The organism is Thiobacillus sp. (assembly GCF_018780105.1).
Classification (GTDB): Bacteria; Pseudomonadota; Gammaproteobacteria; order Burkholderiales; family Thiobacillaceae; genus Thiobacillus.
This window is the reverse complement of the sequence record NZ_JADMKC010000005.1, coordinates 345,361-365,391: the sequence shown is the minus strand read 5'-3', so window position 1 is coordinate 365,391 and position 20,031 is coordinate 345,361. Positions and strand designations below refer to the sequence as shown.

Annotated in this window: 23 protein-coding genes; 16 read left to right on the top strand and 7 right to left on the bottom strand. The window is 63.2% G+C overall.

Features of this window, described 5'->3' with window-relative positions; genetic code table 11:
- The first annotated feature begins 2 nt into the window (after positions 1 to 2).
- The 3 genes from serB (at position 3) to IV098_RS06110 (ending at position 1,539) form a co-directional block, all read left to right on the top strand.
- Positions 3 to 845, top strand: coding sequence for a phosphoserine phosphatase SerB (serB, locus tag IV098_RS06120; RefSeq protein ID WP_296887057.1), 843 nt, complete (start codon positions 3 to 5; stop codon positions 843 to 845).
- Positions 846 to 947: 102 nt separating this feature from the next.
- Positions 948 to 1,253 carry a flagellar biosynthesis anti-sigma factor FlgM gene (gene flgM / locus IV098_RS06115; RefSeq protein ID WP_296887055.1) on the top strand — a complete coding sequence of 102 codons (306 nt, stop codon included), beginning with the start codon at positions 948 to 950 and terminating at the stop codon, positions 1,251 to 1,253.
- Between the two features lie 76 nt (positions 1,254 to 1,329).
- The gene (locus IV098_RS06110; protein WP_296887053.1) at positions 1,330 to 1,539 is read left to right on the top strand and encodes a heavy metal-associated domain-containing protein; all 210 of its coding nucleotides are present in this window, start codon (positions 1,330 to 1,332) and stop codon (positions 1,537 to 1,539) included.
- A gap of 21 nt (positions 1,540 to 1,560) precedes the next feature.
- Here IV098_RS06110 and IV098_RS06105 read toward each other — a convergent pair whose 3' ends face one another.
- From IV098_RS06105 to IV098_RS06085, 5 genes are read right to left on the bottom strand one after another with little or no spacing between them, the layout of a single operon-like run.
- Entirely contained in the window at positions 1,561 to 3,654 is a 2,094-nt protein-coding gene (locus IV098_RS06105; protein ID WP_296887051.1) for an EAL domain-containing protein, read from the bottom strand.
- A complete protein-coding gene (locus IV098_RS06100) occupies positions 3,654 to 4,619 on the bottom strand; it encodes an ABC transporter substrate binding protein (protein ID WP_296887049.1) in 966 nt (321 codons plus the stop codon). The genes IV098_RS06105 and IV098_RS06100 overlap by 1 nt, the downstream gene beginning before the upstream one ends.
- Positions 4,612 to 5,331, bottom strand: coding sequence for a DNA polymerase III subunit epsilon (dnaQ, locus tag IV098_RS06095; RefSeq protein ID WP_296887047.1), 720 nt, complete (start codon positions 5,329 to 5,331; stop codon positions 4,612 to 4,614). Before dnaQ ends, IV098_RS06100 begins: the two co-directional genes overlap by 8 nt.
- A 23-nt stretch (positions 5,332 to 5,354) precedes the next feature.
- Positions 5,355 to 5,801: a ribonuclease HI gene (rnhA, locus tag IV098_RS06090; RefSeq protein WP_296887045.1), complete on the bottom strand. Its 447-nt coding sequence runs from the start codon at positions 5,799 to 5,801 to the stop codon at positions 5,355 to 5,357.
- On the bottom strand, positions 5,791 to 6,543 hold the full coding sequence (locus IV098_RS06085; RefSeq protein WP_296887043.1) for a methyltransferase domain-containing protein: 753 nt from the start codon (positions 6,541 to 6,543) through the stop codon (positions 5,791 to 5,793). Before IV098_RS06085 ends, rnhA begins: the two co-directional genes overlap by 11 nt.
- 28 nt (positions 6,544 to 6,571) lie before the next feature.
- Here IV098_RS06085 and gloB point away from each other — a divergent pair, with 28 nt between their 5' ends.
- On the top strand, positions 6,572 to 7,342 hold the full coding sequence (gene gloB / locus IV098_RS06080; protein WP_296887041.1) for a hydroxyacylglutathione hydrolase: 771 nt from the start codon (positions 6,572 to 6,574) through the stop codon (positions 7,340 to 7,342).
- Positions 7,343 to 7,396: 54 nt separating this feature from the next.
- The gene (locus IV098_RS06075) at positions 7,397 to 8,965 is read left to right on the top strand and encodes a LysM peptidoglycan-binding domain-containing protein (RefSeq protein ID WP_296887039.1); all 1,569 of its coding nucleotides are present in this window, start codon (positions 7,397 to 7,399) and stop codon (positions 8,963 to 8,965) included.
- 10 nt (positions 8,966 to 8,975) lie between these two features.
- On the opposite strand, the gene IV098_RS06070 is transcribed toward IV098_RS06075, so the two are convergent.
- Positions 8,976 to 9,167, bottom strand: a complete 192-nt coding sequence (locus IV098_RS06070) for a hypothetical protein (RefSeq protein WP_296887037.1) — start codon at positions 9,165 to 9,167, stop codon at positions 8,976 to 8,978.
- Positions 9,168 to 9,317: 150 nt separating this feature from the next.
- Between IV098_RS06070 and IV098_RS06065 the strand changes: the two genes are divergently transcribed.
- Positions 9,318 to 10,565 carry a nitronate monooxygenase gene (locus IV098_RS06065; RefSeq protein ID WP_296887035.1) on the top strand — a complete coding sequence of 416 codons (1,248 nt, stop codon included), beginning with the start codon at positions 9,318 to 9,320 and terminating at the stop codon, positions 10,563 to 10,565.
- 18 nt (positions 10,566 to 10,583) lie between these two features.
- On the opposite strand, the gene IV098_RS06060 is transcribed toward IV098_RS06065, so the two are convergent.
- Positions 10,584 to 11,867, bottom strand: a complete 1,284-nt coding sequence (locus tag IV098_RS06060) for a sigma 54-interacting transcriptional regulator (RefSeq protein ID WP_296887033.1) — start codon at positions 11,865 to 11,867, stop codon at positions 10,584 to 10,586.
- 180 nt (positions 11,868 to 12,047) lie between these two features.
- On the opposite strand from IV098_RS06060, the gene cydP reads away from it, so the two are divergent.
- From cydP to selB, 10 genes are all read left to right on the top strand, one after another.
- Complete coding sequence (gene cydP, locus IV098_RS06055; protein ID WP_296887031.1) at positions 12,048 to 12,233, top strand: cytochrome oxidase putative small subunit CydP; 186 nt, start codon at positions 12,048 to 12,050, stop codon at positions 12,231 to 12,233.
- A gap of 15 nt (positions 12,234 to 12,248) precedes the next feature.
- The gene (locus IV098_RS06050; protein ID WP_296887029.1) at positions 12,249 to 13,850 is read left to right on the top strand and encodes a cytochrome ubiquinol oxidase subunit I; all 1,602 of its coding nucleotides are present in this window, start codon (positions 12,249 to 12,251) and stop codon (positions 13,848 to 13,850) included.
- Positions 13,851 to 13,859: 9 nt separating this feature from the next.
- Positions 13,860 to 14,996 carry a cytochrome d ubiquinol oxidase subunit II gene (gene cydB / locus IV098_RS06045; RefSeq protein ID WP_296887027.1) on the top strand — a complete coding sequence of 379 codons (1,137 nt, stop codon included), beginning with the start codon at positions 13,860 to 13,862 and terminating at the stop codon, positions 14,994 to 14,996.
- A 10-nt stretch (positions 14,997 to 15,006) separates the two neighbouring features.
- Complete coding sequence (locus IV098_RS06040; protein ID WP_296887025.1) at positions 15,007 to 15,420, top strand: DUF2141 domain-containing protein; 414 nt, start codon at positions 15,007 to 15,009, stop codon at positions 15,418 to 15,420.
- A gap of 12 nt (positions 15,421 to 15,432) precedes the next feature.
- Complete coding sequence (gene cydX, locus IV098_RS06035; RefSeq protein WP_296887022.1) at positions 15,433 to 15,570, top strand: cytochrome bd-I oxidase subunit CydX; 138 nt, start codon at positions 15,433 to 15,435, stop codon at positions 15,568 to 15,570.
- A gap of 87 nt (positions 15,571 to 15,657) precedes the next feature.
- Positions 15,658 to 15,945, top strand: coding sequence for a cyd operon YbgE family protein (locus tag IV098_RS06030; RefSeq protein WP_296887020.1), 288 nt, complete (start codon positions 15,658 to 15,660; stop codon positions 15,943 to 15,945).
- Between the two features lie 31 nt (positions 15,946 to 15,976).
- Positions 15,977 to 16,393 carry a group II truncated hemoglobin gene (locus IV098_RS06025; protein ID WP_296887018.1) on the top strand — a complete coding sequence of 139 codons (417 nt, stop codon included), beginning with the start codon at positions 15,977 to 15,979 and terminating at the stop codon, positions 16,391 to 16,393.
- A gap of 12 nt (positions 16,394 to 16,405) precedes the next feature.
- Positions 16,406 to 16,585, top strand: coding sequence for a hypothetical protein (locus IV098_RS06020; protein WP_296887016.1), 180 nt, complete (start codon positions 16,406 to 16,408; stop codon positions 16,583 to 16,585).
- 132 nt (positions 16,586 to 16,717) lie between these two features.
- Positions 16,718 to 18,112 (top strand): L-seryl-tRNA(Sec) selenium transferase, encoded by a 1,395-nt coding sequence (gene selA / locus IV098_RS06015; RefSeq protein WP_296887014.1) that lies wholly within the window; start codon positions 16,718 to 16,720, stop codon positions 18,110 to 18,112.
- Positions 18,103 to 20,031, top strand: a complete 1,929-nt coding sequence (gene selB / locus IV098_RS06010) for a selenocysteine-specific translation elongation factor (protein ID WP_296887013.1) — start codon at positions 18,103 to 18,105, stop codon at positions 20,029 to 20,031. Before selA ends, selB begins: the two co-directional genes overlap by 10 nt.

The window sequence follows — 20,031 nt, the reverse complement described above, 5'->3', positions numbered from 1 at the left end:
AAATGAATCTGATTATTCAGGGAAAAGACATCCCCACGCCCAGCCTCAAGCGCCTTGCCAAGCTCAGTGGCGCTGCCGCCATCGAGGCCATTTCGCTCACGGCCTTCCGGCTGCGGGCGGCCAATGAAGCCTCGCGTGTCGAGGTGACCGCCTGGTGCGAGGCGAATGCGCTCGATTGCGGCTGGGTACCTGCCGAACGCCGCATCGGCGATTTCGGCCTGCTGGTGATGGACATGGACTCCACCCTCATCACCATCGAGTGCATCGACGAAATCGCCGACATGCAGGGCCTCAAACCGCAGGTGTCGGCCATCACCGAAGCCGCCATGCGCGGCGAGATTGACTTTGCGGAAAGCCTGCGCCGCCGGGTATCGCTGCTGGAGGGGCTGGATGAATCCGCCCTGCAGCAGGTGTACGACGAGCGCCTGCAGCTTTCGCCCGGCGCCGAGGTCTTGCTGGCTGCGGCGCGTGCAGCCGGGATCAGGACCCTGCTGGTGTCGGGCGGCTTCACCTTCTTTACCGAACGCCTGAAAGTGCGCCTGGGGCTTGACTACACTGCGGCCAACACCCTGGAAATCATCGACGGTAAACTCAGCGGCCGCGTGCTTGGTGCGATTGTCGACGCCCAGGGCAAGGCAGACTGGCTCAATCGGGTGCGCACCGAGCTGAAACTCGAGCCGCGCCAGGTGATCGCCATGGGCGACGGTGCGAACGACCTGAAAATGATGGCCGAAGCCGGCGTCAGCATTGCCTATCATGCCAAACCGGTGGTACGTGCGCAGGCCAGCCAGGCCTTGAGTCAGGTGGGCCTGGAGGGCGCGGTTGCCTTGCTGGGCGAAGTTTGAAACCGCATGCTCGAAAGCGGCTAAAGAAACCCTGCGGACTGCCGATAGTCCTATTGACAGAAAAGTGCGTCCACCGCACGAACCCCTCGACCAGGATTTACCGTGAAAATCAATAAGCCCACTACTCCGCCTGCCGCTGCCAAAGTTTCTGCCACCAAGGGCAAGGGTGCGGGCAAGACGCCCACCCCGGCTGGCGGCAGCGATGCGCTCACCCTGACGGAGTCGAGCACTCGCATCCGTTCGCTGGAGTCGCAACTGGCATCGGTCGATATTGCCGATGCCGGCAAGATCGAGTCGGTCAAGGCTGCGCTCGCAAATGGCACCTTTACCGTCGATGCCGAAGTGGTGGCCGATCGCCTGATCGACCATACCAAAGAAGCGCTGCGCAAACGCCCCCGTAAAAAATAAGCCAAGCAAAATAAGGTCCGGCAAAACAAGTCCGGCGCAGTAAAATCCGGCCTCGAATCCACTTTTGGGGACCCGCATGAACACCCTTCAACTTTCGATTACCGGCATGACTTGCGGTGGCTGCGTCAACAGCGTGCAAAACGTGCTGGCTGCCTTGCCGGGCGTGCAAAGCGTGACGGTCACCCTCGATCCGGGTCAGGCCAGTGTGGTCTATGACCCTGCCCGCATCGAACCCGCCGCGCTGGCACAGGCTGTCATCGACGCAGGATTTGGCGTAACGGGCTGACAGCCTGGGCGCACACCGCGCTCAAACCTGACCGCACAGGCTCGTCAGCGGCTCCGGGCAATGCACCACGTTGCCCTGCACATAATCCACGCCGATCTTCTTCAGTAGCGATAGGATCGCTTCCGACTCGACAAACTCAGCCACTGTTTTCAGCCCCATCTGGTGACCGATGGTGTTGATGGCCTCGACCATGGAACGATCGATCGGGTTGTTCACGATATCCCGCACAAAGGCGCCGTCGATCTTGAGGTAATCCACTTTCAGGTTCTTCAGGTAAACGAAAGACGACAGGCCGCTACCGAAATCGTCGAGCGAAAAGCTGCAGCCGAACTCGCGCATCGCTTCGATGAATTCGTTGACGACCACCAGATTGCCGATCGCGGCGGTTTCCGTAATCTCGAAACACAAATGCGGCCCCAGCTCGGGCATCTCCTGCAGATACGTCAGCAGCATGCTGCGGAAGGCAGGCGCTTTCAGCGAGGCCCCCGACAAATTGACCGCGAACAGGCAATGTTGAGGCGGCCCGGACAGCAAATAATTCTGGCAGACCCGCATGGCCTCCTGGATCACCCAGCTGTCGATCACCGGCATCAGCGAATAGCGTTCGGCGGCCGGGATGAACGCCATCGGCGGAATTTCAGTGCCATCGTCTTCCAGCATACGCAACAGCAGCTCGACATGGCGCCCCGCATTGGGCGCAGCATCGGTACGGCGGATTTCCTGCCAGTACAGCCGCAACTTCTGTTCTTCGAGCGCGTGCTGAATGCGCGTCACCCACTGGATTTCGCCGCGATGACGCATCAGGTCGGAATCGCTGCTTTCGTACAGGTGGATCTGGTTGCGGCCGCGGTCCTTCGCGACATAACACGCCGCGTCCGCTGCCGACATCAGGTTCGACACCGCGCCGCTGTCGCGATTGATCGCGACCATGCCGACGCTCATCCCGACCGCGAAAATCCTGTCATCCCACTTGAAGCGGAAACGCCGCACTTCGGCAAGAAAGGTTTCGGCCACTTCGATGGCATCCTGAATGTTGCAGTTTTCCAGCAGCAAGGCGAATTCGTCGCCGCCCAGTCGCGCCAGCGTGTCGCGCTCGCGCAGCTTGCCCTTGAGTAGCTGGGTCAACTGGCGCAGCAGCTCGTCTCCCGCCGCATGGCCGCAGGTGTCGTTGATTACCTTGAACTGGTCGAGATCTATGTAGCACAGCGCATGTTCACGCTCATGCTGCACGGCGGAAAGCAGCGTGTGTTCCAGGCGCCGCTCGAATTCGCGCCGGTTGATGAGCCCGGTCAGGACATCGTGGCTGGCCTGGAACACCAGCCGTGCAGTGGCCTGATCGATCTTCTCCTGCATCTGCCCCTGCATGGCCTGCAGGTGCGCCGCCATGTGATTGACGCCTCGCTGCAAGGTGCCCAGTTCAGCCTGGCCGCTTGGCATGACCCGCTCGTTCAGATGGCCCTCGCCGATGCGGCTGACGGTATGCGTCAGGGCCAGGATCGGTCGCGTAATCTGGCGCCCGATCAGCCATGCCAGGTAGAGGCTGACGCCAAGTCCTGCCAGCAGGATCAGCAGGCTGCGCACGATGGCCTCGCGCTGGCTCTTGAGGGTGGCGTTGCGCGACACATCCAGCCCGACCCAGCCGAGCAGCCGGGTCTGCGATTCGAAGGTGGGCGCGTCCGGCGAGTCGAAAGTCTGGAAATCGTCCACTATCAGTTCGGTTCGCGTGATCGGTGCGTAGTACACCAGACGGGCCTTGTACTCGACCAGGAAAATGCGGTCGGTGGGCAGCTTGCTCTGCAAGACGTCGAGCCAGGCGCCCTGCCCCGCCTGCGCCAGCCGCTGGCCATTGTCGGCGAACACTGCCACACCGCGGATATCCGGCTCGATGGCGGCCTTGTCGAGCAGCGTCTGCAGCACTTCGGTATTGCCCGATGCCACGCCGTATTCGGCTGCAGGCGCAAGCTGGCGTGCAATCGCCGCCGAGCGGGTGCGCAAGGATTGGTCCAGATCGTCGATCTTTCCCGCAATGAGCTGAAACAGCAGCAATATCCCGATGATGGCCATCGGCACCAAGGCCAGACCAATCACGCGTCCGCGCACGCCTATCATCGCCATCAGCGCGCGCCTCCCAAACGTTTTTCCAGCTCTACAGCGGGCGGCAACGTGAAGCCCAGTGAACGGGCAACCTGTTCGTTGATCGAAATGCTGAAATAGGCCGGGTGGGCCGGCGCGGGAAGGCGAACCATGTTGCCGAGCAGGGCGACATTCACCCATTCGGCCGCCTGGCGGCCAATTTCCGCCGGGCTGGAGTGCAGGGACAACAGAGCCCCGGCGCGCGTCAATGAACGGGAATAGCCGACGACCGGGTCACGGTAGCGATACGATGTCAGCAGAATGCTCTGTGCGGTGTTGCGGTTGATCACCTGCGGATCGGGGAGCGCCAGCAACAGATCGGAATCGGCCAATACGCTTTCCAGCGGGATGATCAGCTGTTCGTCGTTCGCCAGAATGGCGTGCACCAGACTCAGTCGTTGAGCACGCAGGGCGCTCTCAAGCTCACTCTGCAACCCGGCCTGGCTCGGGCTCAACAACACGCCGACGCGGCGCGCGTCGGGGAAGGCCAGGCGTATCAGGGCGGCTTGCCGCTCAATCGGCTGGTCGATGTAAATGGCCGATGCCTGGCGGTTGCCCTCATCGCTCAGGCGGGCGCGCCCCGTCTTGATATACCACGCGCGCGGAACCAGCACCGCCAGAACGGGCGGAGTAGCGGGCAAGTCGGCAAGCGCATCGGCCGCAAGCACACCGACCGCGACGGCGAGACGTGCCTCTTTCAAGGCAACGGGCGTGAGCCCTTTGGCATATATCCGGACCGTCTTGTGGCCACTGTCGTCGAGGTAGCTGCGGACGACTTCATACGCTTCCTGATACGGCGCCGAGTCATCGCTCAGGATCACGGCCACCCGCGCCGCAAGCGCTTGTCCGGATACGCCGGACAGACAGACGGCAAGCAGCAGCAAGCCGATCAGATGCCTGAACACACACCCGCTGCGCGATCCGCTCGCGCCCAGCGTGTCACCCATTGGCGCCCTGAAGCTCGGGTGGGGCAGCACCCCACAGGCACGCGCCCTTGCTGTCCTTGGCAATCGCCGCCAGCACGCTGGCGTGACTGGCGAGTTCTTCCGCAGAGGCCGGCAACAGTACCGGCTTGGGGCGCGCCCGCGCCGCCGTCTGGCCGGCCGCTTCGCTGCGCGTTTCCAGGCCGATCGACAGGCTTTCCTGCCCGCGCGTCAACGCCAGATAAACGGCGGCCAGCAGCTCGCAGTCAACCAGCGCGCCGTGCAGCGTACGCGCGGTGTTGTCCACGCCATAGCGTTTGCACAAGGCATCCAGATTGTTGCGCTGGCCGGGGTGCAGGGATTTGGCCATGGCCAGCGTGTCGATGACGCCATCGCACCAGTTGGACAGCGGCTGCATCGCCAGCAAACGGAACTCCATATTGAGAAAACCGACGTCGAACGGGGCATTGTGAATAATGAGTTCGGCGCCCTGGATGAAGTCGACGAACTCCTGCGCCACGTCGGCAAAGCGCGGCTTGTCCTGCAGGAACTCGGGGGTGATGCCGTGCACCTGCATCGCACCGGCATCGATATCGCGATCCGGATTGACATAGCGGTGCAGGTGATTGCCGGTGAGGCGCCGGTTGACCATTTCCACCGCCGCCACCTCGATGATGCGATGGCCTTGATTGGGATCCAGGCCCGTGGTTTCAGTGTCGAGAATGATTTGTCGCATGGTCGTGCCAATTCTTTTGCATGTCAGTGTTGTTGCGCCTGCAGCACGCCCTGGTTGGCCAGTTCGTCCGCGCGTTCGTTTTCCGGATGGCCGTTATGGCCGCGCACCCATTTCCACGCTATTTCATGTTGCTGGCTCAGGCTTTCCAGTTGCTGCCACAGATCCTGGTTCTTCACCGGTTTGCCGTCGCTGGTGCGCCAGTTGCGACGCTTCCAGCCGGGCAGCCACTCGCTGATGCCTTTTTGCACGTATTGCGAATCGGTGTGGACTTCGACCGTGGAAGGACGCTTGAGCTGTTCCAGCGCGCGGATCACGGCCGTCATTTCCATCCGGTTGTTGGTGGTATCGCGCTCGCCGCCGCAGATTTCCTTGCGGTGGCCTGCGGTCACCAACAGCGCCCCCCAGCCCCCGATGCCGGGATTGCCCTTGCAGGCGCCATCGCTGTAAATGTAAATAGTGTCAGAGCTCACGGCTGATTCGATGCTGGTTGAGATTGATGACTTTTGAGTTCAGTACTTTGGCTGCGGGTGCCAGCAAACGCGGCGCCACTGCGTGTTTCCATTGCGGCAGGATGACATGCATGCCCTGCACGCGCTTCACCGCCTGCAAGAAATATACGCCGCCGCCCATCGCCCACCAGCGGTCGCCCGCCGGTTCCATGAAGCGCAAGCGTCGCAGCCAGTTTTCACGGTTGATCGGCGGACGGTAACAGCACATGCTGCCGCCCGCCACCTCCAGCCCCAGCAAAACCATCCAGTCTTTCACCCGCGATATGTTCAGGAAAGTGCCGTTCCACGGATAGCCACGCTCACTGCCCTTCAACTGGTGCGCCAGCCCCCACAGGCTGCGCGGGTTGAATCCGGCCAGTACCAGGCGGCCTTCCGGGCGTAGCACGCGCTCGGCTTCGCGCAGGACCTGATGCGGATTTGCGCTGAATTCCAGCACATGCGGCAACAGCAGCAAATCCAGCGACTGGCTTTCGAACGGCAGGAACATCGGGTCGGCGTTCACCTGCGCCGGCGCTTCCACGGCGCAATGCACCCGCAGCGGAATACGGCTGTTGCGTAGAAAATCGATGTGCGGCAAGCCCACCTGCACCGCGTTGAAACCGAACACATCGGAAACCGCCTGATCGAAATAGCGCTGCTCGCGGAACAGCAAATGCTGCCCGAGCGGGGTTTCAAACCATCCGGCGTCCAGCTTGGATAACATAGCCCACCTCCTGTTTCAGCGACATGCCATGTTGACACTCATTGCCCTGCCTGCGTTCTACGACAATTACATCTGGGTGCTGCATGACGACCGGCATGCCATCGCAGTCGACCCGGGCGACCCGGCGCCGTTGATCGCGTTTCTCGACGCCCATCGACTCGCCCTGACGGCCGTATTCATCACCCACCACCACCGCGACCATACTGGCGGCAACCTCGCGTTGCGTCAACGCTATGACTGCGCCATCTATGCGCCGGACAATCCGCGCATCCCAGCCGTCACGCACCCCCTGCGCGGCGGCGATGCCGTCACGCTCAGCGAACCTGCCCTGCACTTCGAGGTTCTGGCTACGCCCGGCCACACGCTCGACCATCTCAGCTACGTCGGACAGGGCAACCTGTTCTGCGGCGACACTGTTTTCGGCTGTGGCTGCGGCAAGCTGTTCGAGGGCACGCCAGCCATCATGGCCGCCAGTCTGGAGGCCATCCTGACCTTGCCCGATGCTACCCGAGTCTGCTGCGCGCATGAATACACCCTGAGCAATATTGACTTCGCCAAAACCATAGCGGGCGACAATCCCGCATTGCGCGAACGCGAACGTGCCGACCGCGCGTTGCGGGTGCAAAACCGGCCCACCCTGCCCTCGACCCTGGCGCTGGAAAAGGCCACCAACCCCTTTCTGCGGTTTCACGACCCGGCCATGGTGGCTTTTGCCGCGGCATATTTGAGTTGCGAAAATCCCACCCCGGCAGAAGTATTCGGCGCAATTCGGGCTGCAAAGGATGAATGGGATGCCTGAACCGGGATCGCGCGGGGTAAAATGGCGGCTCTAAATTGAGCACGGGAGGCGATCTTGCCCGGAATCAAAGCAACTCATCACACATTGACCCGACTGGGCCTGGCCATTCTGGCCGCATGTTTCGGCCTGACGGTCAGCGCAGCAGACCCCTCCCCGATGATGCAATCGCTGGAATGGGGCAATGAAGCGTCCAACACCCCTGACACGCTCGCCGCGTCCGAAGACGATCATGAGGACGTCTGGCTGCGTATCCGCGGCGGTTTCAAGATCGACGATGCCGCGTCGGACAACCCGCTCGTTGCCGTGCACGAATCCTGGTACGCCGCACGGCCGGACTATGTGCGCCGCATGGTCAGCCGCTCGCGCAGCTATCTGTATCACATCGTCGAGGAAGTCGATCGCCGCGCCATGCCGATGGAAGTCGCGCTGTTGCCGATGATCGAAAGCGCGTTCAAATCCACCGCTTTGTCTACCTCTTCAGCGTCGGGCATCTGGCAATTCATTCCTTCGACCGGACGCCATTACGGGCTCAAGCAGGACACCTGGTACGACGGCCGGCGCGACTTCCCGGCTGCCACCAATGCCGCACTCGATTACCTCAGCAAGCTCTACCTCGATTTTGGCGACTGGCAACTCGCGCTCGCCGCGTACAACTGCGGCGAAGGCTGTGTGGCGCGCGCCATCCAGAAGAACGTGCAACAGGGCCTGCCCACCGATTACGCCAGCCTGACGCTGCCGCCCGAAACCCGCAACTACGTGCCCAAGTTGCTGGCGATCAAGCACATCATCCGCAATCCCGAACAATACGGCCTGGTCATCGACACCCTGCCCAATCAGCCGTATTTCAACCAGATCCCCGTCCATGCCAATTTGGACATGCATTCCGCCGCCCGTCTGGCGAACATGGATACCGATGATTTCATGGCCTTGAATGCGGCCTTTCCGCGCAAACTGATCCGCTCCGACACGCCCGTCACCTTGCTGGTGCCGGTCGACAAGGCCGATCAGTTCCAGCGCAATCTGGAAGCGGGCGATTGGGACTCCTGGCAACCGTACGCAGCGAAAAAGGGCGAACGTCCGCAGGACATCGCCAAACGTTTCGATGTCAGCCTCGATCGTCTCACCGAGCTCAACCAGTTTCATCTCAAGCGCGGCAAGCTGGTCAGCGCCCAGACCATCCTGGTTCCAGTCAAGGGACGCGGTGCCGCGGCCCCGTTCGAAACTGCAGCCGAAGAGGAAGCAGCCAGCCCGAATCCAGCTCACCATCTGGTTCAGCGCGGCGAAACCCTGTACGGCGTCGCCCGCCGCTACGGTTTGAGTGCAGCCCAGCTTATCGAAGCCAATCCCGGACTGGACAGCAGGTTACAGGCCGGCCAGCGCATTCAATTGCCCGCCACGACGACAACTGCCCGCGAAATGCGGCAGGACAAACACGCCAGCCTCAGCCAGCATGCTAAAAAACCGGCCAAATCGACCCGTTACACCGTCAAGCGCGGCGACACCCTGCATGCCATCGCCGAGCGTTTCGATGTCAGCCTGAGTGAAATCAAGGCCTGGAATCCCGATCTGAAAAATGGCAACAAGGTGCGCGCCGGCCAGACCGTGGTCGTCAACAAAACCTGAATGCAGCGGATCAGTCGGGCGTCGGCGGCTCGCCCGACTTGTCCGACATCACCAGGCCTACGCCTACCGCGGCCAGCGCCATCCACAGCACAGCAGCCCAGATACCCATCGCTTCCGACAGTTGCCCCATGAAAAACAGCATCACCATGGCCAGCGTGAGCACGGCGTTGCCGATCCAGAAATTGCGTTTCCCCGTATTCAATTCAAACCCCATCTTTAAAAACTGCAGGATATCCGCAAGCGGAATAATTACCGACCCATCCGGGTGGTTGTGGATACAATTTAGGCCTTCGAATGGAGAGCCAAGCCTGACAAGCGGACAGGCCTGCCAACAAAAACATTAAGGAACAGCATGAAACGAGTGGATGATTTTCGCCTGCGCTTTGGCAAACAGGAGCTGGTCCCGATCATCATCGGCGGCATGGGCGTGGATATTTCGAGCGCCGAACTGGCACTGGAAGTCGCGCGCCTGGGGGGTATCGGCCATATCTCCGACGCCATGGTGCAGACCGTGTCCGACACTCGCTTCGACACCAAGTTCGTCAGCGCCAAGCTCAAGCAATACAAAGCCAACGTCGCCAACAGCGACAAATCCTCCGTGCAGTTCTGCCTGCCCACGCTGGAAGAAGCCACGCGCAGCCACGTCGGCCGCACCATGGAGGCGAAGCGCGGCGACGGACTGATCTTCATCAACTGCATGGAGAAGCTCACCATGAACGCGCCGCGCGACACCCTGCGCGTGCGGCTGTCGGCGGCGCTCGACGCCGGCATCGACGGCATCACGCTGTCCGCCGGACTGCATCTCGGTTCGTTCGCGCTGATCGAGGACCACCCGCGTTTTCGCGACGCCAAGCTCGGCATCATCGTGTCGTCGGCGCGCGCACTGGGCATGTTCCTACGCAAGAACGCGCGGCTGCAGCGGCTGCCGGACTACATCGTGGTGGAAGGCCCGCTCGCCGGCGGCCATTTGGGCTTTGGCATCGAGGACTGGTGGAAATACGATCTGCGCACGCTGGTCAGCGAAGTGCTGGCCTTCCTCAAGGCCGAGCATCTCGACATTCCGGTGATCGCCGCCGGCGGCATTTTCACCGGCAGCGATGCGGCGGCCTTCCTCGAACAGGGCGCAGCGGCGGTGCAGGTGGCAACCCGCTTTACCGTCACCCAGGAATGCGGCCTGCCGGACAAGATCAAGCAGGAGTATTTCAAGGCCAGCGAAGATGACATCGAGGTCAACACGATCTCGCCGACCGGTTACCCGATGCGCATGCTGAAAGGCAGTCCCGGTATCGGCGACGGCATCCGCCCCAACTGCGAAGCCTACGGCTACCTGCTCGACGCCAAAGGCAACTGCGCCTACATTGACGCCTGGAATCGCGAAGTAGCGCTGCATCCGGACGTGAAAAAGCTCTCGGTCAAGGACAAGACCTGTCTGTGCACCCACATGCGCAACTTCGATATATGGACCTGTGGCCAGACCACCTACCGCCTCAAGGACACCACCCGCCGGCTGGAGGATGGCAGCTACCAGCTGCTCACCGCCGAGCAGGTCTTCCACGACTACCAGTTCAGCACCGACCAGAAAATCGCCCTGCCCGGCTAGGGCCCCTTTCAGCCTGGTTCACGCAGCCAGCTTGCGGTACAAAGTGCGCTCGCTGATGCCAAGTTGCGCGGCGAGCGACTTGCGATCGCCGTTGTGCCTGGCCAGCACCCACTGCAGGTAGCGCAGTTCGGCCATTTCCAGCGGCACGATATCCATATCCGGAATGCCCGCTACCGCTTCGCCTGTCAGTTCGGGCGGCAGGTGCTCGGCCAGCAGGGTGTCGCCGTCCGCCATCAGGATGGCACGCTCGATGATGTTGCGCAGCTCACGGATATTGCCTGGAAAATCGTATGCCTGAAGTCTCGCCAGCGCCTCCGGACTGAGGTTGTAGATGCGTCCCGGTGCCAGCCGGGTAAGCAGGGTTTCGGCCAGCAGCGCAATGTCCGCGCGGCGCTCGCGCAGCGCGGGCAGAAATATCGGAAACACGCTCAGGCGGTAATACAGGTCGCGACGAAAACTGCCGCGTTCGACCATGCCCTTGAGGTCGCGGTGAGTAGCGGCGATCAGGCGGAAATCGGCGCGTAGCGTCTCCACGCCACCGACCCGGCGAAAGGTCCCGGTTTCCAGCAGGCGCAGCAGCTTGACCTGCAGGCTCAGCGGAATATCGCCCACCTCGTCGAGAAACAGCGTGCCGCCCGCGGCCGATTCGACCAGACCAATCTTGCGCTGGTTGGCACCGGTGAACGCGCCTTTTTCATAGCCGAACAGTTCGCTCTCGAACAGGGTTTCGGTGAGGCCCGAACACTCCACCACCACGAAGGGACCGTGCTCACGATCGCTTTGTTGATGGATGGCTTGGGCAACCAGCTCCTTGCCGGTCCCGGATTCCCCCAGCAGCAAGGCGGCCGTATTGGACGGCGCCACCCGGCGCACTAGTTCGAGCATGCGGTTGAACGCCGGCGACTTGCCGACCAGGCCCTTTTCAGCCGGCAGACTGCTGGCCTCGCGCACGGTCGTCATGCGTTCGACGAAATACTCGATCTGGCCCGACTCGCCGATGATCGGCGTCAATTCCACGTCCACATGCTCGTCGCCGCGCGGCGTATGGTGCAGGTGCAGCACCCGGTTGGGTTCGCCGTTGGCACGGCTGGCAGCCAGCGGACAGGATTCGCCGCATTCGTCACAGGGTCGGCTGTAGCCGTGCGACACCGCGTAACAGGTCTGCCCGATCACGTCGCGCCCGCCCGCGTAGATGCGGCGATATGCCGCATTGGCCGCCAAAATCCGGTAATCGACGTCCATTACAATTTGTGCGTCGGGATGGTTTTCGAGAAAGCTAATGAGTTCGTTGGTGGGGGACATGATTCGGCTTGACTGTCATTTATGTCATGCAACCTTACTGGCTGTTGCCAGGGCTGTCAGCAATTCCCGGGTAGCCTGTACCCGCAGCTCTTCTATGCTGTTGATATTGCGTAAATAAATTTACCCGCTTCTGTTGCATTGCCTGGCACGGCCCTTGCCCATAAAGGAGTTGAGAACCATATGAAGAAATTCCTGCCCGATTTCCTGCAGCATCCGCTCGGCCGCGAGATCGCGCTGGCCATCGCCATCAAACTGCTGGTGATCGTGGCGATCTTCTATGCCTTCTTCGATGGCCGCGCGGTGGATCCCGATGCCGACAGCGTCGCCGACCGTCTTGTCAATTCGCAGCAACACACTTCACCCTAGCCCCAAGGAACGCCCATGCTGACCGAAGAACTCGTCGACCTGTCCCGGCTGCAATTTGCCGTCACTGCGCTGTATCACTTCCTGTTCGTACCGCTGACGCTCGGCCTCGCGTTCATCCTGGTGATCATGGAGCTGACCTACGTCATCACCGACCGCCCGATCTACAAGGACATGGTGCGTTTCTGGGGCAAGCTGTTCGGCATCAATTTCGCGCTCGGGGTGACCACCGGCATCACCATGGAATTCCAGTTCGGCACCAACTGGGCGTATTACTCGCACTACGTCGGCGACATCTTCGGCGCGCCGCTGGCGATCGAAGGCCTGATGGCTTTCTTTCTCGAATCGACCTTCATCGGCCTGTTCTTCTTCGGCTGGGATCGCCTCAACAAGTGGAAGCATTTCATGGTCACGGTGCTGATGGCGGTGGGCTCGAACCTGTCCGCGCTGTGGATCCTGATCGCCAACGGCTGGATGCAGGACCCGATCGGCGCCGAGTTTTCCTACATCACCATGCGCATGGAAATGACCGATTTCTGGGCCATCGTGTTCAACCCGACCGCGCAGGCCAAGTTCGTGCACACCGTGTCGGCCGGCTACGTCACCGCCTCGCTGTTCGTGCTCGGCATTTCCAGCTACTACCTGCTGAAAGGCCGCGACCTCGACTTCGCGCGCCGCTCGTTCCGCATCGCCGCCGGCTTCGGTTTCGCCTCGGCACTGTCGGTGATCGTGCTGGGCGACGAATCGGGCTACACCGTGAGCGAATCGCAAAAAGCCAAGATGGCGGCGATCGAAGCGATGTGGGAAACCGAACCCGCCCCGGCCGCGTTCACCGTGTTCGCGCTGCCCAACGAGGCGGCGCAGCGCAACGACTACGAATTGCAGATTCCCTACGTACTTGGCCTGATCGGCACCCGCTCGACCACCGAAACCCTGCCCGGCATCAAGGAAATCAAGGACAAGAACCGCACCCGGATCGAGTCCGGCATCCATGCGGTGGTCGCGCTGGAACGGCTGCGCAAGGACCGCAACAACGCGCAGGCCCTGGCCACCTTCGAGGCGCACAAGGCCGACCTCGGCTTTGGCCTGCTGCTGAAGCGGTACACGGTCGACGTGGCGCAGGCCACGCCCGAAATGATCCAGCAGGCGGTGGACAGCACCATCCCCAGGGTCGCCCCGCTGTTCTGGAGCTTCCGCATCATGGTCGCACTGGGCTTCGCTTTCCTGCTGCTGTTCGGCCTGGCGCTGTTCTATTCGGTCAAGGGCACCTTCATCGAGAAGAAATGGCTGCTGCGCTGGGCGCTGTGGTTCATCCCGATGCCCTGGATCGCGGCCGAACTGGGTTGGGTGGTCGCCGAATACGGCCGCCAGCCGTGGACCATCTATGGCGTGCTGCCGACGCACATTTCCGTATCGAACATTTCGGTCGGCAACCTCTACGGCTCGCTCGCCGGCTTCGTCGGCTTCTACACCGTGCTGCTGGTCGTTGAAATGTATTTGATGACTAAATACGCGCGGCTCGGCCCGGCCAGCCTCGGCACTGGCAGATACAACGGCGAAACCCGGCAATCCGGCGGGGGCGGTCCGCTGCCCGCAGGCGCCCCGGCGAACAGGATCTAAGGAGCTGACATGGATTACGAAACCCTCAAACTCGTCTGGTGGCTGCTGGTTGGCGTACTGCTGGTCGGCTTCGCCATCATGGACGGCCACGACATGGGCATGGGCGTGCTGCTGCCCTTCGTCGGCAGGAACGACCTCGAGCGCCGCGCCGTGATCAACACCGTCGCCCCGCACTGGGACGGCAACCAGGTGTGGTTCATCACCGCCGGCGGCGCGATCTTTGCGGCCTGGCCGCTGGTCTACGCCACCGCATTCTCCGGCTTCTACTGGGCGATGATGGCCGCGCTGTGGGCACTGTTCTTCCGTCCGGTCGGTTTCGACTACCGTTCCAAGATCCAGAACCCGATCTGGCGCAGCACCTGGGACTGGGGGCTGTTCATCGGCGGTGCGGTGCCGCCGATCATCTTCGGCGTTGCCTTCGGCAACCTGCTGCTGGGCGTGCCCTTCCACTTCAACGACCTGATGATGTCGACCTACACCGGCAGCTTCTGGGCGCTGCTCAATCCGTTTGCGCTGCTGGCCGGTCTGGTGAGTCTGGGCATGATCACGTTTCAGGGCGCGAACTATCTGATGATGCGCACCGAAGGCGACATCTACCGCCGCGTGCGCACCGCCAGCATGCTGTCCGGTTCGCTCACCCTGGTGCTGTTCGCGCTGGCAGGCGTGTGGGTGGCCAGCGGCATCGACGGCTATGTCATCACCAGCGCCATCGACGGCAACAGCCTGCCCGACCCGCTGTACAAGACCGTCGTCGTCAAGGCAGGCGCCTGGATGCTCAATTACAACCGCTACGACTGGGCGATCTGGGTACCGATCGCGGCGTTTGCCGCGCTCGGGCTCGGCGTGATGTTCGCGCAGCTGAAAAAGGCCGGGCTGGCGTTCTGGTCGTCGTCGGCCGCCGCTGCCGGCATCATCGGCACCGCCGGCGTGTCGATGTTTCCCTTCATCATGCCCTCGTCCACCGATCCGCGTTCCAGCCTCACTGTGTACGACGCCGTGTCCTCGCATCTGACGCTCGGCCTGATGCTGGGCGCCACGGTGATCTTCATGCCGCTGATCATTCTCTACACCTCGTGGTGCTACAAGGTGATGTGGGGCAAGGTGACGACGGAATACATCGCGGCCAACGACAAATCCGCCTATTAAGGAACGCAACATGCTGAACGCCTGTTATTTCGCCCTGCCTCTGCTGCTCTGCCTGCCGCCGTCCGACGCCGCCACGCTCACCGTCACCCTTGACGGCGTCAAACCCGGCGGCGGAGCGCTCACCGTGCTGCTGTTCAATCAGGCCGACGGCTTCCCCAAGGAAGCGCGCGCCAGCCAGCGTCATGTGCTGCCTGCCGGCCAAAATACCCTCGCGCTAGACGGCCTCGAACCCGGCCAATACGCCGTCATGGCCTACCACGACGAGGACGGCAACGGCGAACTCAACCGCCTGTTCGGCATGATCCCGCAGGAAGGCTGGGGACTGTCGAACAACCCCAAGGTCACCGGCAAGCCCGCGTTCAAGGACGCAGCGGTCACGCTGCCTGAAAGCGGCGCAGCCGTCACCCTGCATCTCGACTATTGAAAGGAAAAAACCATGTGGTATTTCGCCTGGATACTCGGAGTCACCATGGCCGTACTGCTCGCCTCGATGAGCGCGATGATGTGCGACGCCAAGGAATGCGCGCTCGACGAAGCCCGCAAACAGGGCGCCGGCAATGAGCCGCACGCCTGATCACGGCCACGCCGGCCCCCTTCAAAACCGCAACGGGAACTCAAGTCGCGGCACGCGTATGCGCTTGACGCCGCACCCCGCCTGGCTGTGAAAACCCTGTTCGATTCTGCCGGCTCACGCACGCTGTCGCTGCTCATGGCGCTGGCGCTGATGCTGCTCATCACCCTGCTGCCGCGCGGCCTCACCACGCACGATGGCAGCGCCATCAGTCACGGCCTGCTCACGCTGATCATGTGGGGCATGTCGGCGGGCTTCGTGCACGGCATCGGCTTCATCCCGCAGAACCGCGTGCTGCGCGTTCTGCTCGGCCCGCTCGTGGCCTGGCTGGGCATGGGCACAGCGCTGGTTTTTTATGTGCAGTATTTTCTGAAATAGATTTTCCGAGACAGGTTTTCCAGGACAAACCATGCAAACCCAAACCCACTACCAGCGCATCGGCGGCGATGCCGTCCTGAAGCAACTGGCCCGCCGCTTCTACGAAATCATGGACGAACTGCCCGAAACCTATGCCCTGCGCAAGATCCATCCCGACGACCTGTCGGGCTCGGCGGACAAGTTGTACGAATTCCTCTCCGGCTGGATGGGCGGCCCGCAATTGTTCGTCAAAAAATATGGCGACCCGATGCTGCGCCGCCGCCACCTGCCGTTCAAAGTCGACAGCGCCGCACGTGATCAATGGCTGCTGTGCATGAAGCTCGCGCTGGAGGAAACAGTGGCCGACGCCTCCCTGCGCTGCGAACTGTATGACGCCATCGCCAGGCTGGCCGACCACATGCGCAATCAGGGCGAAGCCGTCCATGTCTGCGAGCACGCAGCCGCCTAGGCCGCGACGCGCATGATTTTCGCCATCCGTTTCAACCGGCCCGGCAGCGTCGGCGCCATGGCGCGGCGCGGCCTTGCTGCTGACTATTCCAGAAGCCATGCGACAGCGCCTGCTGCCTTGCTGCTGTCCTATGCCACCGGCACGCTGTTGGGCAACTTCCCCATCCTGCTGCTAGCGACCGCTGAAATTTAAGACTCCGGGCCTTTCATCCCCCGAAACCCCGCTCCCGTGGCGGTACTTTTGTGGGTGGGCAGACTGCACAGCCATGCGCGGCCCGAGGGGCTAGAATTACGTCAATGCGTTTCTGCCTGGTCAGGTGAAATCATGAATTTGTTTGCACAACTTCCCTCGGTCGACCGACTGCTGTCCGACCCGGCCGTCACAGCCCTGATTGACATCCATGGCCGCGTGGTCGTCACGCAACTCGTCCGCACCGTGCTGGCAGGGACACGCGAATCGGTTCGTTCCGGCACGCCGCTTCCGGACACCGCGAGCCTCATCGCCAGGATCGGGACCGACGCGACGGCGCTTGCAACCCCCAGGCTGCGTCCTGTCTACAACCTCACCGGCACCGTACTGCACACCAACCTCGGCCGCGCGCCGCTGCCGGAGGAAGCCGTCGCTGCCCTGATCACCGCCGCGCGCAATCCCTGCGCCCTCGAATACGATATCGAGAGCGGCGGCCGCGGCGACCGCGACGACATCGTCAACGAGCTGCTGTGCGAACTCACCGGCGCCGAGGCCGCCACCGTGGTCAACAACAATGCCGCCGCCGTCTTCCTGCTGCTCAATACGCTGGCGCAGCGCAAGGAAGTGATCATCTCGCGCGGCGAACTGATCGAGATCGGTGGCGCCTTCCGCGTGCCCGACATCATGAAGCGCGCGGGCGCGAAACTGGTCGAGGTCGGCACCACCAACCGCACCCACCTGAAGGATTTCAGCGAGGCCCTGACGCCGCGCACGGCGATGCTGATGAAAATCCACGCCAGCAACTACGCGATCCAGGGCTTCACCCATGCCGTGCCGGAAAACGAACTCGCCGCGCTGGCGCACGAACGTAGCCTGCCCTTCGTCGTCGATCTCGGCTCCGGCGCGCTCACCGACCTCGAACGCTGGGGGCTGCCGCACGAGCCGACGCCGCGCGAGAACATCGCCGCCGGCGCCGACCTTGTCACCTTCTCCGGCGACAAGCTGCTCGGCGGCCCGCAGACCGGCCTGCTGGTCGGCCGCAAGGAGCTGATCGCCAAAATCAAGAAGAATCCATTGAAGCGTGCGCTACGCGTCGGCAAGCTCACGCTGGCCGCGCTCGAAGCCGTGCTGCGCCTCTACCGCGACCCCGACCGCCTGCACGAGCGCCTGACCGCGCTCCACCAGTTGACCCGCCCCGAAGCGCAGATCCGCGCGGCCGCGGAACGTCTGCTGCCGGCCGTGCAGCGCGCTCTGGCCGCTCTGCCCGTGAACGTCGAGATCGTCCCGCTCAGGTCGCAGATCGGCTCCGGCTCGTTGCCGGTCGATCGCCTGCTCTCCGCCGGTATCGCCATCCGTCCGCAGGGCAGGAAGAGCGGCGTGCTGCATCGCATCGAGGCCGCGTTGCGTGGTCTGCCGCGTCCGGTCATCGGCCGTATCGACGAGGGCGCGCTGCTGCTCGACCTGCGCTGCCTGGCCACGCACGAGGAAGCGGAATTCGCCGCCAACCTGGCTGGATTCGCATGCTCGTAGGTACCGCCGGCCATATCGACCACGGCAAGACCACGCTGGTGAAAGCGCTCACCGGCGTGGACGCCGACCGTCTGCCCGAGGAGAAGGCGCGCGGCATCACGCTCGACCTCGGCTACGCCTACGCACCGCTGGCCGACGGCTCGGTACTCGGTTTCATCGACGTGCCGGGACACGAGAAGCTCATCCACAACATGCTCGCCGGCGCCACCGGCATCGACTTCGTGCTGCTGGTCGTCGCCGCCGACGACGGGCCGATGCCGCAGACGCGCGAGCATCTCGAACTGCTCGATCTGCTCGGCCTGACCCACGGGGCAATCGCCCTGACCAAGATCGATGCCGTTTCGCCACAGCGTCTGGACGCGGCCCGCCAGGAAGTGGCGGCCCTCGTCGCCGGCACCGGACTGGCCGGCAGCCCGCTCTTCCCGCTATCGGGGCGCACGGGCGAAGGCGTGGCTGCGCTGCGCGCGCACCTGGAGTCCGCTGCTGCCGACCTGCCCCGACGGCTTGAGGCAGGCCGTTTCCGGCTCGCGATCGACCGCTCTTTTTCGATCACCGGCGTCGGCACGGTGGTGACCGGCACGGCACATGCAGGCAGTGTCCGGGTCGGCGACAGCGTGCTCGTTTCCCCGCCGGGGCTGAAGGCGCGCGTGCGCGGCCTGCACGTGCAGGACAGGCCCGCCGAAGTCGGCCACGCCGGGGAACGGTGCGCGCTCGCGCTCGCAGGCAGATTCGAAAAGAAGGATGTCGCGCGCGGCATGTGGATCGTCGATCCGGCGCTCGCGATGCCGCTGTCGCGCTTTCACGCGGAACTGCGCGTACCCGCCGGACAGAAGCCACTTGCCCACATGCAGGTCGTGCACGTGCATCTGGGCACCGAGGACATTCCCGGGCGGGTGGCGCTGCTCGATTGCCAGGAAGTCGGGGCCGGCGCCACGGCCCTGGTCGAGATCCTGCTCGACCGCGACACCCCGGCCTTGCGCGGCGACCGTTTCATCCTGCGCGATGCCGCTGCACAGCGCACCGTCGCCGGCGGCCGCGTGCTCGACATCTTTCCGCCAACGCGACACAAACGCGCGCCGCAGCGGCTCGCCCTGCTCGACGCGCTGCGCAACGACGATCCGGCCGTCGCGCTGGGGCTTCTTGCCGGGCAGGCCACGGCCGGCATCGACCTCGATCACTTTGCCGTGAACTGGAACCTCGCGCAGGCGGATGCCGACGCCTTGTGGCAGCGCGCGGGCCTGCGCGTGATGCGCGACGGCAACGCCGCACTCGGATTTGCGGCGGCGGCATGGGAAGCGCTCGGGGCAAGGCTGGTCGATGCGCTCGCCGCCGAGCACGCGCGTGCGCCGGACATGATCGGCGTCGAACGCGAACGGCTGCGCCGCATGACTGTGCCTGGGCTGCCGCGCTTCGCCTTCGACGCGCTCTGCGCCGAACTGCTGGCCTTGGGCCTCGTTGCACAGACGCGCGCCTGGCTGCACCTGCCGACGCACGGTGTCAGCGTCTCCGCCGCCGACCGCGAACTGTTCGCCGCACTCAGGCCGCTGCTCGACAGCGCCCCCTACAACCCGCCGCGCGTGCGCGACGTGGCCAACGCGACGGGCACGCCGGAAGACAGCGTGCGCCAGTTGTTCAAGCGCATCGCCCGCGCCGGCGAGCTCTACCCCGTGGCCCACGATCACTACTACACCGCTGCTGCCGTTGCCGAACTGGCCGCCATCGTGCGCGCACTTGGCGAAGAAGCGGATGGTGCGTGCATCGCCAGCCTGCGCGACAGGATTTTTGACGGTGGCGGTGGCGGCCGCAAGGTGGCGACCCAGATTCTCGAATTCTTCGATCGCATCGGCTACACTCGCCGCGTCCGCGACGACCACGTGTTGCGCCACGACGGCGCAATGCCCGAATGGACGGCACCCTGA